Source organism: Chungangia koreensis, assembly GCF_042651785.1.
GTDB classification, from domain to species: Bacteria; Bacillota; Bacilli; order Bacillales_A; family Planococcaceae; genus Chungangia; species Chungangia koreensis.
The window spans coordinates 67,558-82,782 of sequence record NZ_JBHSEC010000014.1; the positions used below are offsets into that span (position 1 = coordinate 67,558).

Here is a 15,225-nt window from a genome sequence, read left to right on the forward strand (position 1 = left end):
AAGGGTAGCCCGCATTTCTTGGATTGTTTCTGGATAAAACTGAAATTAGATGTGGTACCATATTAGGGTGCGAGGAGGTTTTAAGTTGAATTTAGATTTTTGGACGGATGAGCAAGTTATTGACTTAGCCATATCCATCGGTATTCTTTTGTTATTTGTCATTTTTCGGAGAGTTTTCACGAAATATATCTTTGCATTACTCCTTAAACTGGGAGACAAAGCCCCAACCTCATTCTTTTCAAGCGTTTTAGAGGCGTTCAATAAACCGTTTCAATGGGTATTGATCATAATCGGGACATACATAGCAGCTGTTTACTTTCCTTTTTTCGATCATAGTAATCCGTTCTTCAGGAAAATCCTTAGAGCGATTCTAATTGGTTTGTTTGGCTGGGGATTATTTAATTTATCTTCTTCCACATCACGGGTTTTTTCGAAAATCAGTGATAAATTTTCGATAGAAGTCGATGTTATCATTATTCCATTCATATCTAGAGCTGTACGTTTCGTTATTGTGGCGATTATAATAGCTGTCATCTTAACTGAATTTGGATTTGATGTGAATGGATTCATGGCTGGCCTTGGATTAGGCGGTTTGGCTATTGCATTAGCAGCGAAGGACGCGGTCAGTAATCTGTTTGGCGGTGTCATAATCATTACGGAAAAGCCTTTCACAATCGGTGATTGGATCTTAACGCCAAGTGTAGAGGGGACGGTTGAGGATATTTCGTTCCGGAGTACTTTAGTCCGGACGTTTGAACAAGCGTTAGTAACTGTACCGAACGCTACATTGGCAAACGAATCTATTACCAATTGGAGCAAGATGGGCAAACGTCAGATTTCTTTCAATCTTCGATTTACCCACGACACACCTGTAGAAAAGTTGCGGACTGTTTCTAAAAGAGTGGAGGCTTTGCTTAAACAGCATGAGGGAGTCCATCCTGAAACCATTTTTGTTCGGTTCAATAAGTTCCAGGACAATGGTGTTGAATTATTTTTATACTTCTTCACAAGTACAACCGTTTGGGCTGAATACTTGGAAATCCGTGAAGAGATTAATTACGCTATTAAGGAAATCATAGAGGAAGAGAATGCGGAGCTGGCACTACCGAGTAGAAAGTTATATGTAGACTCTCCTGAACAGATAATTGAAGCATAAGTTTGAAAAGGAAGAGGGTTGAACGATGAAAAATATACTTGGCGGACTTCAATGGGCCGTCTTTCTTTTCGCCTCATCCATTGCAGCGCCGATTGCCATTGCCCATGTGTTTGGGATGGATAGTGCTGATACATCACTCTTCATACAAAGAACCATCTTTATATTAGGGATTGCATGTCTCGTTCAAGTTCTGATTGGCCACCGGCTTCCGATCAATGAGGGACCAGCTGGCATCTGGTGGGGTGTCTTTGTCGTCTATGCCGGCATGGTTGGTATTCTCTACCCAACCATGGGACAATCCCTCCAAGTACTGCAAAGCGGTCAAATGTATAGTGGTATCATCTTCATCCTCCTGGCAATTACGGGGTTGATAGGGAAGATGAAGAACCTTTTTACACCAACCATCACATTTGTCTATTTAACATTGCTCGTTCTTCAGTTAAGCGGAACGTTCGTGAAGGGTATGTTAGGGGTCGAAGAGGTAGGAGAATCCGTAGATCCCATCATTGCAGTTGCCAGTTTAGTCATCATGATTGCTACATATTTCATGATGAGCAGTAAAAACAAATGGTTGCAGCGTTATTCCGTACTTCTATCCATCTTATTGGGGTGGCTTTTATTTCTGATCGTTGGAAAAGCGGAGAACGTGGATTTTAAGGGGGACAGCTGGATTTCCTTCCCGGATGTTTTCGTCTACGGTCCTCCTGTATGGGACACAGGCATGTTCGTCACGGCTTTGTTCATCACACTACTGTTAGTTGCAAATATGATGGCATCTATCCGGGTGATGGAGAGTGTCTACAAAAAATCATTCGGCATCGATCATCCCGATCGGATGAAGCATGGTTCCATCGCTTCTGGGGTGAATCAAATTTTGGCAGGCATCTTTTCTGCCATCGGTCCCGTTCCGATATCCGGTGCTGCCGGGTTTGTAAGTGCAACAAAAATGGCCAAGCTTAAACCTTTCGTTTTCGGTGCCATTATAGTGGTCATCATCAGTGTTCTACCAAATGTAATTGCGGTATTTTCTGCATTGCCTGCACCGGTTGCTTTTGCTGTGACATTTACTATTTTTACAAAAATGGTTGAAATGGCATTAAAGGAACTCGAGAGCGAGGAGAATAAAGGAAGAGCCTATACTGTATCCGCCTACGCTTTAATGACAGGGGTTGGCTTGATGTTTGTTCCTGTAGACAGTTTAGGCAATCTTCCTGATGTTGTATCAGTCATCCTGTCAAACGGAATGATTGTCGGGACCATTGTCGGAATCACTTTGGAGCAGCTGTTTAAAAAGAAAAAGAATCAGTTTATATAAAAGGCCGAAGCTGCTTAGCTTCGGCCTTGATATTATATAGTGTTAATTGTTTTATTTGTAGTAACCGTAATTCTTCCGTTATCTGATTCTAATTTTACTATGTTAACCCCCTGGCCGATTGAAGTCCTGCTGTTTTTCTCACCAAATACATCAATCCGCCCATGACCAGTTTTAGCCATAATGGTAACATTAGTCGGCTCTTTTTCGGTTTCAATGACAATGCTTCCGTTATCTGTGCTGAAGTCGATATTACGGTCTAAGCCACTCGTCTTCAATGTAATCCGTCCATTATCGGTTTTACCGTAAAGGGCACCGGCGATATTGACCATTTCAATCCGGCCGTTGTCGGATTCTGCTGTCACTTTTTGTGAATCGACATGATTCAGTTCAATTCGTCCATTATCTGTTTTTGCCCGCACATGCTCAGCTTGGATATTCGCCATTTCAATCCGTCCATTATCCGTTTCTGCGGAAAGTGTTGTAGCTGCAATCGCTTGAAGCTGAATCCGCCCGTTATCAGATTCGGCTTTGAAGGTTTTCCCTAATAATTTTTCGGCCATGATTCTGCCATTATCCGTATACAATTCGATCATTTCATACAGTTTTTTCGGAACATGTACCGTTAAGGTGATTGGTGTAAAGTTGAAGCTGAATGAGAAGAAGCGGCGAACGTCTTTCAAATTGATCGTCAAGGTTTGGCCGATCACTTCTGCTGTTAAACGGAGTTTGTCGTTTTTTCCTGTCAATTCAACTTTAGTTTCATCTGTATCGGATGGTTTGACGATCAACGAACCATGCTGGACATTAGTTCGGATATTCATGTACGGTTCCGATATTTTGATAACTTCCCGAGTTTCTGAGTGAATCGTTTCGGTTTCGATAGGGAAGGAAGGCAGGATTTCGGATGCAATTGCTTGTGGTGAGCCGAGTGATGCCGATAGTTCCTCCTCGGTTTTTCCATCCTCTTTTCCATCCATAAAATACTCTCTTATATCTTGAATGACGTCCTTTCGTTCTTCTTCTGGCAAGCGGCTCAATGCTACATTCAATTCAGCTAAAAATTGCTGTTCATTCATCCTTTACACCCTCCTCGATTAAATTATTGACCCCTTCAGTGAAACTTTTCCATTCTGTTAGTTGTGCTTGTAAATACGTTCTTCCTAAATCAGTTAACTGATAATATTTACGTGGCGGACCTTCTGTTGATTCTTGTAAATACGTTGTAAAATAACCTTCCTTCGTTAATCTGCGAAGCAGAGGATACACGGATCCTTCGCTGATGGCAATCTGGTCGGAAATCTTCTGAACGAGCTCATAACCATATCGGTCCTTTTTATCCAGAAGAACGAGAACGCAAAGATTTAGCACCCCTTTTTTAAATTGGATATTCAATTGATCACTCCCTCACATAGCTATTGTTTATTATCCAGTACCGTTCATGTTGTAGTAGATTGAGAACAATATAACATGTGGTACTGTTCAATGCAAGGTACTTGAATTAAAAATAATCAAATAAATAAAAATAGTGAAGAGAAATGGATGTAGTATCATTTAGGTTCGTTGAGAGGAACAGCACGTGGTATGATAGTAAATATTCATTGATATGGATGTTTGAAGCATTCAATTTATAAACATTATAGAGGTGTAAAGGTATGAATAAGCGATGGACGATAGATAAAATTAGGGAATTCGTCGACAAGAACTCAGATAGTAAATTGCTCACAACAGAATACCACGGTTTTTCTCAAAAATTATCTTTCAAGTGTGCATGTGGTAATGAGTTTGAAAAAACATTCAAGAAATTTAAGGATAATCATCAACGTAAATGTGATGTATGCCAACCGCCAAAAGCATCTCGCTAAAATCAATATTTGTCAAAGTGCCAATTTCTTCTAATTGAAGATTGGCACTTTTTTATTGAAAATAAAAAGTTACTATAATGATAGTGACAGTTCCAACCATATACTTAAATAAGAGCGCTTTGATAAGGAGGCGAGACTTTTGAAGATTATTATTGCACCAGACTCTTATAAAGGCAGCTTGACTGCGATGGAAGCAGCAAAAGCAATGGAGGAGGGAGTCAAACAAGTAGATTCCACAATAGAAACCGTTTTGCTTCCTGTAGCTGATGGCGGCGAAGGGACAATGGAGAGCCTGATTGAATCGACCAATGGAAAATATGTCACTCATTCAGTAACAGACCCTTTGGAAAGGAATATAGATGCCACATATGGCGTACTCGGTGATGGGGAAACAGCTGTAATCGAGATTGCTGAAGCATCCGGGCTGACACTTTTGAGTGATGAAGAACGAAACCCAATACATACATCTACTTTTGGAACTGGACAGTTGATCCGATATGCCTTAGAAGCAGGATTCCGAAAATTCATCATTGGACTTGGGGGAAGTGCCACAAATGATGGTGGACTCGGAATTTTACAGGCACTCGGCATGAAATTTTTGAACGAAGAAGGAAAATCGATTGGGTCAGGCGGAGGGGCTCTAAAAAATCTGTACCGTATTGACGATTCACAATTTGATCTTCGCATATTTGAAAGCCAATTTATTGTTGCATGTGACGTTGATAATCCCTTTGTAGGGGAAAATGGTGCTTCACATATATTCGGTCCTCAAAAAGGTGCGGATCTTGAAATGGCCAACTTTTTGGATCAATGCTTACTGAATTTCGCGAATATTATTGAACACCACTATGGTATTTCTCTGCATCATGTACAGGGAGCAGGGGCAGCAGGCGGGGTTGGAGGAGCTTTCAAAGCATTTTTCCCATCGGAAATGGAGACAGGAATCGAGGTTGTATTAGAGGCAATTCAATTTAAAGAAAGGATGGCAGGAGCAGATTTCGTAATAACAGGTGAGGGAAAGACGGATTTGCAAACACTTTCGGGCAAGGCACCTCTTGGGATTGCTAAAGAGGCTAAGAAAAAGGGGATTCCTGTCATTCTAATTTCCGGACTGGTGGAAAGCGGAGTGAATGAATTGGAGAGCTATTTTGACGGACTTTACTCGGTAATGGAAGAGGGGGTGCCGAAAGAAGAATCGATTCGGAATGCCAAAAAGTATTTAATCAGAAAGACGGGAGAAGTAGTGAAGAGTTTAAAATAAAGGGGAGTGTAGTATGTTATTTGCGGTGATCTTAGTAGGGGTACTGATCGTCGTTGGACTGACTGCTTGGTTAAAAGTGCATCCGTTTTTAGCGTTGCTTGCTGGTGCATTCTTTGTCGGTATAGTTTCAGGAATGCCATTGTTGGATGTAGTAAAGCACATTAGCGAAGGTTTCGGGGGGCTGATGACGGGAATCGGTATCGTCATCGTTGCCGGTACAATCATAGGCGTCATTTTAGAAAGGTCCGGAGCAGCGTTTAGAATGGCGGAAGTGGTACTTCGAGTCATTGGAGATAAACGACCACAACTGGCGATGACGGTGATTGGATATATCGTGTCGATTCCGGTATTCTGTGATTCCGGCTTTGTGATCCTGTCGAGTCTGAAGAAAGCATTAGCGAACCGTGCAAAAGTGGCAATCGCCTCCATGGCCGTAGCACTGGCAACAGGTCTTTACGCTACTCATACATTGGTGCCGCCTACACCTGGTCCCATTGCAGCTGCCGGTAATATTGGCGCAGAGAACTACTTAGGTACAGTGATTCTACTCGGTTTATTAGTAGCGATTCCGGCTGCATTGGTTGGCTACTTCTGGGCGGTTAAAGTTGGAACAAAAATTGTGGTACCCGAAGATGGCGAGGAATTCGAGTTTGACTATGATGAAATCATAAAGTCGTTTGGAAAAATGCCTTCCACATTCAAGTCATTCTTTCCGATTGTATTGCCAATCCTATTAATCGCCAGCGGCTCGATTGCTTCGCTAATCGGAGGCGACGATAGTGTGACACAGATTTTTAGATTTATAGGTTCCCCGACAGTAGCATTGTTAATTGGTGTATTGGCTTCATTTCTTTTATTGCCCGAAATGTCAGAGAAAACGTTGTACGGCTGGATCGGTGACGGTCTGAAAGAAGCGGCACCTATCTTACTCATTACAGCGGCAGGTGGTGCATTCGGTCGGGTTATATCAAATACAGGAGTCGCAGATTTAATCCAGAGCATGAATTTGGATTTGTTTAAAGGTGCATTATTCTTATTGGTACCGTTCCTGATAGCGGCAGCTTTGAAGACCGCACAAGGATCAACTACAACTGCGTTAGTAGTCACGTCCACACTGATTGCACCATTGCTCCCGACATTGGGGATTGACGGAGCGATACCTCTTGCTCTCATTGTGATGGCAATAGGAGCGGGAGGGATGACGGTCAGTCATGTGAACGACAGTTTCTTCTGGGTCATTACACAATTCAGCGGCATGCAAGTAACGGATGCATATAAAGCGCAAACGATGGCAACATTACTGCAAGGGATTACCACCATTGCCTTCACGATGCTGCTTTGGGTGTTATTAGTTTAGGATTGGAAGGAGCCTTCGGTGTGAGGGCTCTTATTTTTGTGGGAACAATCCCGTGTTCTAACTGATATGTTCGGGTATAATGATAAAAACGATTCAAAAGAGGGTACAGCAATGGAAATTACAAGTTATACAGTAGAAGAAATCAAAGATCCGACAGGTATTATTGAAGGAAAACGCTATGAATTCCTTTTAGATATTGAAGTGGAAGAGGATGACGAATTATTCAGGGAAAATGGTCTGGAACTTCGTGTAATTCTATCATCTTCAGAATCAAGTGATCGGATTGTACAGCACTTTTTCATCGATAAACGTACACAAGAAGTGTTGGAATTCGCAATGGACGAAGATGAGGAAGCAGAAGTACTTGAGTTTTGCATAAATCATACGGATGTTGAAGATGAGGGTCTCCTTAAATAAGGAGGCCTTTTATAATTGAAGGAATTATGGGACGAATGTGGAATTTGTATGGTGATGCATTCTACTGGTATGTCTTAACGCCGGATGTTCATTTAAAGACGTTAAACATAATCTTGAAGGCACTGAAAACTGTGGGAGATAACAGTGTATATGATCGGATATTCTACCGGATGGAATGGACTAAATTGAGAATTTAATAGGAACAATCAATATAAGAGAGTAGATATTAGTAATCGACGATTTTTTCTGCATTTTTTGAACAATGCACCATTGCAATTCATTGGTCATTGGTAAACAATTAAAGTAAGTCTGAACCATGGGGGAAACAATCTTGTTAACATTCTACCAGTACAAATATGAACGTCCTGATATGAAAGAGGCAAAGGAGCGTTTTGAAAGCTTATTACAGACCTTTAGAGAAGCAAAATCAGTAGAAGAACAAAGCGTTGCAATTGAAGCGATTAATAAGTTCCGCGAGACTTTTTCAACTCAAGCGAATTTAGTATATATCCGTGCTTCGATTGACACGAATGATGAATTCTATCAAGCAGAACGGGATTACTTCGATGACATTTCTCCTCAGATGGAGGAATTGGTCACATCCTATTACCGGGAACTCGTGAACTCACCATACCGGAAGGAACTTGAAGAGAAATGGGGCAGTCAACTTTTCGCTCTTGCAGATGCATCGATCAAATCATTCTCTCCGGAAATTATTCCGTTACTCCAAAAAGAAAATAAGTTATCTTCCGATTATTCTAAGTTAGTTGCATCGGCTCAAGTCGAATTCGATGGCAAAACGTTAACGCTTGCTCAGCTTGGACCATATGGTGAATCCACTGATCGGGAAGTGCGTAAAAAAGCGACAGAGGCACGTTTCCGGTTCTTCCAAGAAAATGCGGAGAAGTTCGACAAGATTTATGACGACCTTGTTAAAGTCCGTCATGAGATTGCACTCAAACTTGGCTATAAAAACTTTGTCGAGCTCGGTTATTTACGTATGAGCCGTGTCGATTACGATGCAGAGATGGTAAAAGTATTCCGTGATCAAGTCAGGGATTATGTGGTTCCTTTGGCAACTAAATTATATGAACGCCAGGCGAAACGGATTGGTGTCGATCACTTGAAGTTCCATGACGAAGCGTTGAATTTCTTGACTGGAAATGCTGCGCCGAAAGGATCGCCAGAGTGGATTGTAGAAAATGGTTCTAAAATGTATGAAGAACTTTCTTCTGAAACCGCAGAATTCTTCAAATATATGACGGACCGCAACTTAATGGATTTAGTAGCGAAAAAAGGGAAAGAATCAGGTGGCTATTGTACGTTCATCGAAGATTATGATTCTCCATTTATCTTCTCGAACTTCAATGGTACTTCTGGGGATATTGATGTATTAACGCACGAAGCGGGGCATGCGTTCCAAGTATATTCCAGTCGGAATATCGGAATTCCTGAATACTTATGGCCGACGTATGAAGCATGTGAAATCCACTCGATGAGTATGGAATTTTTCACATGGCCGTGGATGGAGTTGTTCTTCAAGGAAGACACGGATAAATATAAGTTCGCACACTTGAGCAGCGGACTATTATTCCTTCCATACGGAGTGGCAGTGGATGAGTTCCAGCATGTCGTTTACGAAAATCCGGAAATGAGTCCTGCCGAACGGAAGGCTGCTTGGAAAAAGATTGAAGAGACATATTTGCCACACAGGGATTATGCTGGAAATTCCTATTTAGAAGCAGGTGGATTCTGGCAGCGACAAGGACATATTTACAACAGTCCTTTCTACTACATCGACTATACCCTTGCACAAATTTGCGCATTCCAGTTCTGGAAACGTTCCATGGAAAACCGTGAGGATGCTTGGAAGGATTATCTTCATATTTGCCAAATCGGCGGTTCAAAATCTTTTACAAAGATTGTGGAAGAGGCGAATCTACTCTCACCATTTAGTGAGGGAAGTGTGGAATCAGTCATTGGAGCAATTGAGGAATGGCTCAACTCAGTAGATGATCAAAAATTATAATGAACAAAAAAGGATCTGCGTTAAACAACGCAGATCCTCTATTTATGTGTGTTGTTACGCGGGTACCGAAGTGAATTGTGAAGAAGCGAATTCAATAGCTTCATCAACTGTTTCAAAGTAATGTTCAGGGCCTAAATGGTGTAGAAGTCCAGATTTTTTCATAGACTCTAAAACATCCACCCTTGCCTCCGAGATTAGCATTATACTGCCATTTCTCCTGAAGTCACCTATTAGCTTCCTTAAGTAATCATCTCCAGTTGAATCGATGAATGGTACGTCATGTACTCTGATGATCAGGAACTTAGGTTTTGTATGAAGCGACCGTTTGAGCCTTTGCTCCATCAGTTGGGCAGCTCCGAAAAAAATCGGACCTTCCACTGAGAATATCTTAATTTCCTGATGTTCGTACTCTTGAATTTGCTGATCTGTCTCATCATCAGAGTGAAGTTGTACCGATTGGGTCATTCGTTTAACGAATAGTATAACAGCCATGGTTAACCCTGCTCCTACGGCGATTGTAATACTGGCAAAAACAGTTAATCCAAATGTGAGAAGCAGAATGATAGAGTCGCCGGACTTCATTTTCAACAAATGACCAAATTGTTTTCGTTCACTCATGTTCCAGGCCACCATCATAAGGATTGGTGCCATGCTGGCAAGCGGAATATGGGAAGCATATGGTGCAAAGAGCAATAGAGTTAAAAGCACAAACAACCCGTGAATTACCCCGGAAAGCGGGGAAGCAGCGCCGGATTTAATGTTAGTGGCTGTTCTGGCGATTGCACCGGTAGCAGGTATGCCACCGAACAAAGGTGTGACGATATTTGCCACCCCCTGACCAATCAGTTCTCTGTTGCTGTTATGTTTACTGTTCGTCATCCCATCTGCAACAACAGCAGAGAGTAACGATTCAATTCCTCCCAGCATAGCAATCGCCAATGCCGGACCCAATAGCCTGACAATCCTTTCCCAAGTAATTTCCGGTAAAGCGAATTCCGGCAGACTTTTAGGAATACCTCCATAGACACTTCCAATCGTTTGAACCTGATCGGGGAAAAGGGCAGCTGCTATGATGGATGAAACGATTAGCCCGACTAAGGAGCCAGGAATTTTCGGCAAGACTTTAGATAGAAGCAAAATAATAGTTAGACATATTGCTGCAATCAAAACACTATTAACGTTAATAGAAGGGAAGTTCGAAATAATTTCTTTCAAATTATCAATAAAAAACTCATGGCTCTCCATATTCGTAAGGCCGAAAAAATTACCAATCTGACCAGTGAAGATGATCACCGCGATACCGGAAGTAAAACCGATGGTTACCGGAACTGGAATGTAGCTGATCAGATTTCCTAATTTTAAAAAACCTAATACACATAGGAAGATTCCTGCCATTAGTCCAGCAAGTAAAAGATCCTGATAACCATAAGTGATCACTACGCCAAAAAGTATCGGAACGAACGCTCCTGTCGGTCCTCCGATTTGGTATTTAGAACCGCCGAGTAAGGAAATAATAATACCTGCAATAATTGTCGTATATAAACCATATTCGGGGTTAACCCCGGATGCAATCGAAAAAGCCATCGCCAATGGAATTGCAATCACACCGACAATTACACCTGAAGTTATATCCCTTTGGAAGTGGGAAACTGAATAATCGTTGAATCTCCCGGTAAACAAGCGTTTCACGTTACACCCTTCTTCTCATGTTTAGTCTTGTACTTTTTCATCCAGCTCTTCCAACATCGCAACTGTATCAATCAAGTGATTGTTAAAGATGTTCCGTGCAACTGTTAAAAGATCAGCTATGGCTTCATCTCGTAGGGAGTAGATTACATGTTTTCCATTCTTCCGCCCAACGACTATATTTCTACTTCTAAGGACACTTAGCTGCTGAGATACAGAAGAACCTTCACTTTGAAGTGCTTCTTGAATTTCATTTACGCTCTTTTCGCCCTCTGATAGCAGTTCCAATATTCGAATCCTTAATGGATGCGCTAAAGCCTTGAAAAAATCGGCTTTAAATTGTTGCATATCAGTCCACATATTTATCACCTCTACGAATTAACATATTCAAATATTTGAATATGTTAATAATATATAACAGAAATTAAAAAGAAACAATAAAGAATTTGGATAATACGCTGATCTACGTACGAAGTTTAAATAATTTCCCTTGCATAGCATTCCATTCCTTAATCGAATCCGTTGGCTCTGAGGGTTTAAGAAATCCGCTTTCGCATTTTAATTGATGTGAATCTACAAAAAATTCGTCTTTATACGCCTTTTAGCCTAACCTCATACAATTTGTCATGGGCAGTCAAGAGCCAATCATACAATTAATTAATTGAAAATTATAAAAAGGAGGGTAAACATGCTGTTTCGTTTTAATTTAGCAGCACAGATGCTGGTTGCTTTTGTGCTGGCAATCTTATTAGGCGTATTCTTTGGTAGTTCGATAGATGTGATAAAACCGCTTGGGGAATTATTTTTAAGGCTGATTAAGTTCATAATTGCACCGCTAATTTTGGCCACGTTAGTTGTGGGAGTCGCGAGCTCTGCTAATCCGAAACAACTGGGAAGAATCGGTGCAAAAACCATTGTCTATTATCTTGCCACGACAGCAATTGCCATTATCATCGGTTTAATCATCGCTTTTGCATTGTCACCTGGGAAAGGTCTTTCTCTTTCTGAAGGAGGCGAGATTCCAGAGGCTGCAGCAAATGAACCGCAAAGCGCTGTTACTACGATTCTAAATATAATTCCAGAAAACCCTTTTAACGCTTTAACATCTGGGAATGTCCTGCAAATTATCTTCTTTGCACTTTTCATTGGTGTTGCCCTGACGCTAATTGGTGAAAAAGGACTGCCGGTTCTCCGCTTTTTCGAAGGTTTTGCAGAAATTATGTATAAAATTACCGGAATCATCATGAAGCTTGCCCCTATTGGCATTGTCGGCCTTCTTGCACCAGTGATCGGAAGTTACGGGACATCTGTATTATTGCCCTTGTTAAAGGTCATTCTGGCTGTTTATCTGGCGTGTCTACTGCATGCTTTTATCGTCTATTCATTGACTGTCAAAACCTTTGCTAAAATGAATCCTTTCAATTTCTTTAAAGGTATTGCTCCGGCAGCCTTTGTAGCGTTTAGCACGGCGAGTAGTTCAGGAACCCTGCCGGTAACGATCAAAAATACTAACGAGAATCTAAAAGTACCGAATCGGATTTCAAGTTTCGTCCTTCCGTTAGGTGCGACGATAAATATGGATGGAACCGCCATTTATCAAGGGGTAGCAGTAGTTTTCATAGCACAGTTTTATGGACTGGAGCTTTCGTTTATACAGCTGCTGACCGTTGTTCTTATGACTATATTGGCGTCTATCGGTACTGCAGGTGTACCGGGAGCAGGCATGGTAATGTTAGCGATGGTATTAACGTCAGTCAACATGCCGCTTGAAGGAATTGCACTCATCGCGGGAATTGACAGGATTTTGGATATGATGCGGACTTCGTTGAATGTTGTAGGGGATGCATCGGCCGCGGTTGTAGTAGCCGGTTCAGAAAAGGCATTGGGTGAGAAAGAAGCCGCTTAATCTTTACTGACTAAGGATTGCCGGTTACCGATAGGAAAAACTTAATAGTCTGTATGAACCTGTCTTCGTAAAGAAGGCAGGTTTTATTAATGAAAAAGTAATGTTGTTGAAACACCAACTTAATATTATAGAGCTATGATTAGGGAAATGAGAAAGGAGAGTGAACACTTTTGAACCAGTATTTCCAATTGCTTGAATCCGCCCAAAATTCATTTGGACATGAGCCCATTCATTATTGGATTTTTGGACAATTCACTTTCTGCTTCAATGAGGAAGAATACTCAGGAAAAGGAATAATAGCCGCTACTGAGAAGGAAGTATTATTCTACTCCGAGGCCGGTGGACAGTGTTTCCGGAACTCATTAACCTTGGAACATGTAAATCTTTTCTATAATGAAGATGAATGCTTAAACGAGTTACGGGTTAAATTAAATGAGAAAAATGCATATGCTAAAATCTATACAATTCCAAATGAGGAAGATGCAAAACTATTAGACCTTTTAAAAAGAGGTTCTGAATGCGTTCGTTCATAGGAGTACATAAAAGAAAAAGAGGCTATTAGACGGCCTCTTTCTTTTTTTAAATTTTTTATGAAAATATTCACGCAATATATTGCATTCTACCTAAAATGATAGTAATATAACAAATATCACTTGCGTGTAATATATTGCATACCTCTTTTGGACTAATTTATTTGAAAATTTGAGTAAATCTTTTAATTTAAGTGGATGCCAATATTACTAAAAAATATGTACCTAATTTAATCATCTAAGGAGGAACAGCAAATGGATCAAAAACTACCATTCAAATCGTATGTGGTTGTCGGTGTTATGCTTTTCGCACTATTTTTCGGAGCCGGAAACCTCATTTTCCCAGCACAACTTGGACAACAGGCCGGATCTAATGTATGGCCTGCAGCAATCGGTTTTCTTATTACAGGAGTAGGTCTTCCGTTTTTAGGAATCCTGGCAATGGGCTTTTCAGGAAGTAAAAACTTGCAAGAGTTGGCGAGCCGTGTAAATCCGGTTTACGCAGTACTTTTTACTTCGGCACTTTACTTAACAATCGGACCGTTTTTCGCGATTCCGCGTACCGCTACTGTATCCTTCGAAGTGGGAATTGCTGCTCCATTCATGAATGGAGATCCAACAGTTGCTCTTTGGATCTATTCTGCAATCTTTTTTGGAATCACACTCTTATTCTGTCTGAAGCCGGCGAAAATTGTCGACTACGTGGGTAAATTCTTAACACCAGGAATAGTAGTTGGTCTTGTAATTCTTTTGGCAATGGTCATTTTCAAACCAATGGGTGCACCGGAAGTTCCTCAAGAAGGATATCTTGAAAGTGCATTCTTCAAAGGATTTACTGAAGGCTACAATACAATGGATGCTCTGGCTTCCTTAGTATTTGCTATTATCGTCATTCATGCCATTCAGCGCATGGGCGTTAAGTCCAAGCGAGGCATCTTAAAAGCAACAGCGGTTTCCGGAGGAGTAGCTGCAACTCTTCTTGGCGTTATTTATCTCGGGATCGCACTATTAGGAGCCACAAGTGTTCAGCTATTTGGCTATTTTGACAACGGTGGTCCGGTATTAAGTGCAGTTGCTAATCACTATTTCGGAACATACGGGTCTGTACTGTTAGGGATTGTCATCATCCTTGCTTGTTTAACAACAAGTATCGGACTAATTACGGCATGTAGCGAATATTTCAATACATTGTTCCCGAAAGTAAACTACAAAGCATTCGTCGTCATCTTCAGCGTCTTTTCTTTTGTCGTATCGAATGCTGGATTGACGAATATCATCACATTCTCAGTACCAGTTTTAATGTTGCTCTATCCTTTAGCAATCGTAACCATTCTATTGGCTTTTGCATCACCGCTATTCAACCATGCTAAAATTGTTTACGTTGCAAGTACGTTTGTAGCCTTATGCGTTGGGGTGGTCGACGGAGTAAAGACATTATTTGCTTCCCTTGAAATGGACAACCCTGGTTGGCTGCAGTCGATCGTTACATTCCTTAATGACAATTTGCCGCTGTATTCCCAAGGCTTAGGTTGGGTTTTACCGGTAGGTATTGTTATGGTTGTTACCGGTCTGATTGCCCGCTTCACAAATATGGGCGTTGTCGTTGCAAAACCAAAACAAGAAGCCAATGCAAATTCATAATTTGAAAAAGCCGTTGCCTGAAGTGAAGTGGCAACGGCTTTTTTTGTCCTACGATTATAGAGTCC

General features: G+C 41.2%; 14 protein-coding genes. 10 read left to right on the top strand and 4 right to left on the bottom strand.

Annotation, left to right across the window (positions count from 1 at the left end):
* The first annotated feature begins 85 nt into the window (after nt 1-85).
* Both ACFOZY_RS08040 and ACFOZY_RS08045 read left to right on the top strand, forming a co-directional pair.
* A complete protein-coding gene (locus ACFOZY_RS08040) occupies nt 86-1,156 on the top strand; it encodes a mechanosensitive ion channel family protein (protein WP_378154134.1) in 1,071 nt (356 codons plus the stop codon).
* A 25-nt stretch (nt 1,157-1,181) separates the two neighbouring features.
* A complete protein-coding gene (locus ACFOZY_RS08045; protein WP_378154136.1) occupies nt 1,182-2,471 on the top strand; it encodes a purine/pyrimidine permease in 1,290 nt (429 codons plus the stop codon).
* A gap of 32 nt (nt 2,472-2,503) precedes the next feature.
* On the opposite strand, the gene ACFOZY_RS08050 is transcribed toward ACFOZY_RS08045, so the two are convergent.
* Together ACFOZY_RS08050 and ACFOZY_RS08055 are read right to left on the bottom strand one after the other, a co-directional pair.
* Nucleotides 2,504-3,547: a DUF4097 family beta strand repeat-containing protein gene (locus tag ACFOZY_RS08050; RefSeq protein WP_378154138.1), complete on the bottom strand. Its 1,044-nt coding sequence runs from the start codon at nt 3,545-3,547 to the stop codon at nt 2,504-2,506.
* Nucleotides 3,540-3,863, bottom strand: coding sequence for a PadR family transcriptional regulator (locus ACFOZY_RS08055; RefSeq protein ID WP_378154140.1), 324 nt, complete (start codon nt 3,861-3,863; stop codon nt 3,540-3,542). The genes ACFOZY_RS08050 and ACFOZY_RS08055 overlap by 8 nt, the downstream gene beginning before the upstream one ends.
* A gap of 609 nt (nt 3,864-4,472) precedes the next feature.
* Here ACFOZY_RS08055 and ACFOZY_RS08060 point away from each other — a divergent pair.
* From ACFOZY_RS08060 to ACFOZY_RS08080, 5 genes are all read left to right on the top strand, one after another.
* Nucleotides 4,473-5,594, top strand: coding sequence for a glycerate kinase (locus ACFOZY_RS08060; protein WP_378154143.1), 1,122 nt, complete (start codon nt 4,473-4,475; stop codon nt 5,592-5,594).
* Between the two features lie 13 nt (nt 5,595-5,607).
* A complete protein-coding gene (locus ACFOZY_RS08065) occupies nt 5,608-6,951 on the top strand; it encodes a GntP family permease (RefSeq protein WP_378154145.1) in 1,344 nt (447 codons plus the stop codon).
* A 111-nt stretch (nt 6,952-7,062) separates the two neighbouring features.
* Nucleotides 7,063-7,368 (top strand): DUF6509 family protein, encoded by a 306-nt coding sequence (locus tag ACFOZY_RS08070; protein ID WP_378154147.1) that lies wholly within the window; start codon nt 7,063-7,065, stop codon nt 7,366-7,368.
* Nucleotides 7,369-7,403: 35 nt separating this feature from the next.
* Nucleotides 7,404-7,565 carry a hypothetical protein gene (locus ACFOZY_RS08075; RefSeq protein ID WP_378154149.1) on the top strand — a complete coding sequence of 54 codons (162 nt, stop codon included), beginning with the start codon at nt 7,404-7,406 and terminating at the stop codon, nt 7,563-7,565.
* Between the two features lie 173 nt (nt 7,566-7,738).
* On the top strand, nt 7,739-9,397 hold the full coding sequence (locus ACFOZY_RS08080) for a M3 family oligoendopeptidase (protein ID WP_378154514.1): 1,659 nt from the start codon (nt 7,739-7,741) through the stop codon (nt 9,395-9,397).
* Between the two features lie 54 nt (nt 9,398-9,451).
* Here the strand turns inward: ACFOZY_RS08080 and ACFOZY_RS08085 are convergent, their stop codons facing one another.
* Nucleotides 9,452-11,086: a SulP family inorganic anion transporter gene (locus ACFOZY_RS08085; protein ID WP_378154151.1), complete on the bottom strand. Its 1,635-nt coding sequence runs from the start codon at nt 11,084-11,086 to the stop codon at nt 9,452-9,454.
* A 21-nt stretch (nt 11,087-11,107) separates the two neighbouring features.
* Nucleotides 11,108-11,431 carry an ArsR/SmtB family transcription factor gene (locus tag ACFOZY_RS08090; RefSeq protein ID WP_378154153.1) on the bottom strand — a complete coding sequence of 108 codons (324 nt, stop codon included), beginning with the start codon at nt 11,429-11,431 and terminating at the stop codon, nt 11,108-11,110.
* 340 nt (nt 11,432-11,771) lie between these two features.
* Between ACFOZY_RS08090 and ACFOZY_RS08095 the strand changes: the two genes are divergently transcribed.
* The 3 genes from ACFOZY_RS08095 to brnQ all read left to right on the top strand — a co-directional run bounded on the left by ACFOZY_RS08095 (nt 11,772) and on the right by brnQ (nt 15,160).
* Nucleotides 11,772-12,989, top strand: a complete 1,218-nt coding sequence (locus ACFOZY_RS08095; RefSeq protein ID WP_378154155.1) for a dicarboxylate/amino acid:cation symporter — start codon at nt 11,772-11,774, stop codon at nt 12,987-12,989.
* Nucleotides 12,990-13,159: 170 nt separating this feature from the next.
* On the top strand, nt 13,160-13,522 hold the full coding sequence (locus ACFOZY_RS08100) for a hypothetical protein (protein WP_378154157.1): 363 nt from the start codon (nt 13,160-13,162) through the stop codon (nt 13,520-13,522).
* 252 nt (nt 13,523-13,774) lie between these two features.
* Nucleotides 13,775-15,160: a branched-chain amino acid transport system II carrier protein gene (gene brnQ, locus ACFOZY_RS08105; RefSeq protein ID WP_378154159.1), complete on the top strand. Its 1,386-nt coding sequence runs from the start codon at nt 13,775-13,777 to the stop codon at nt 15,158-15,160.
* The last annotated feature ends 65 nt before the right edge of the window (nt 15,161-15,225 follow it).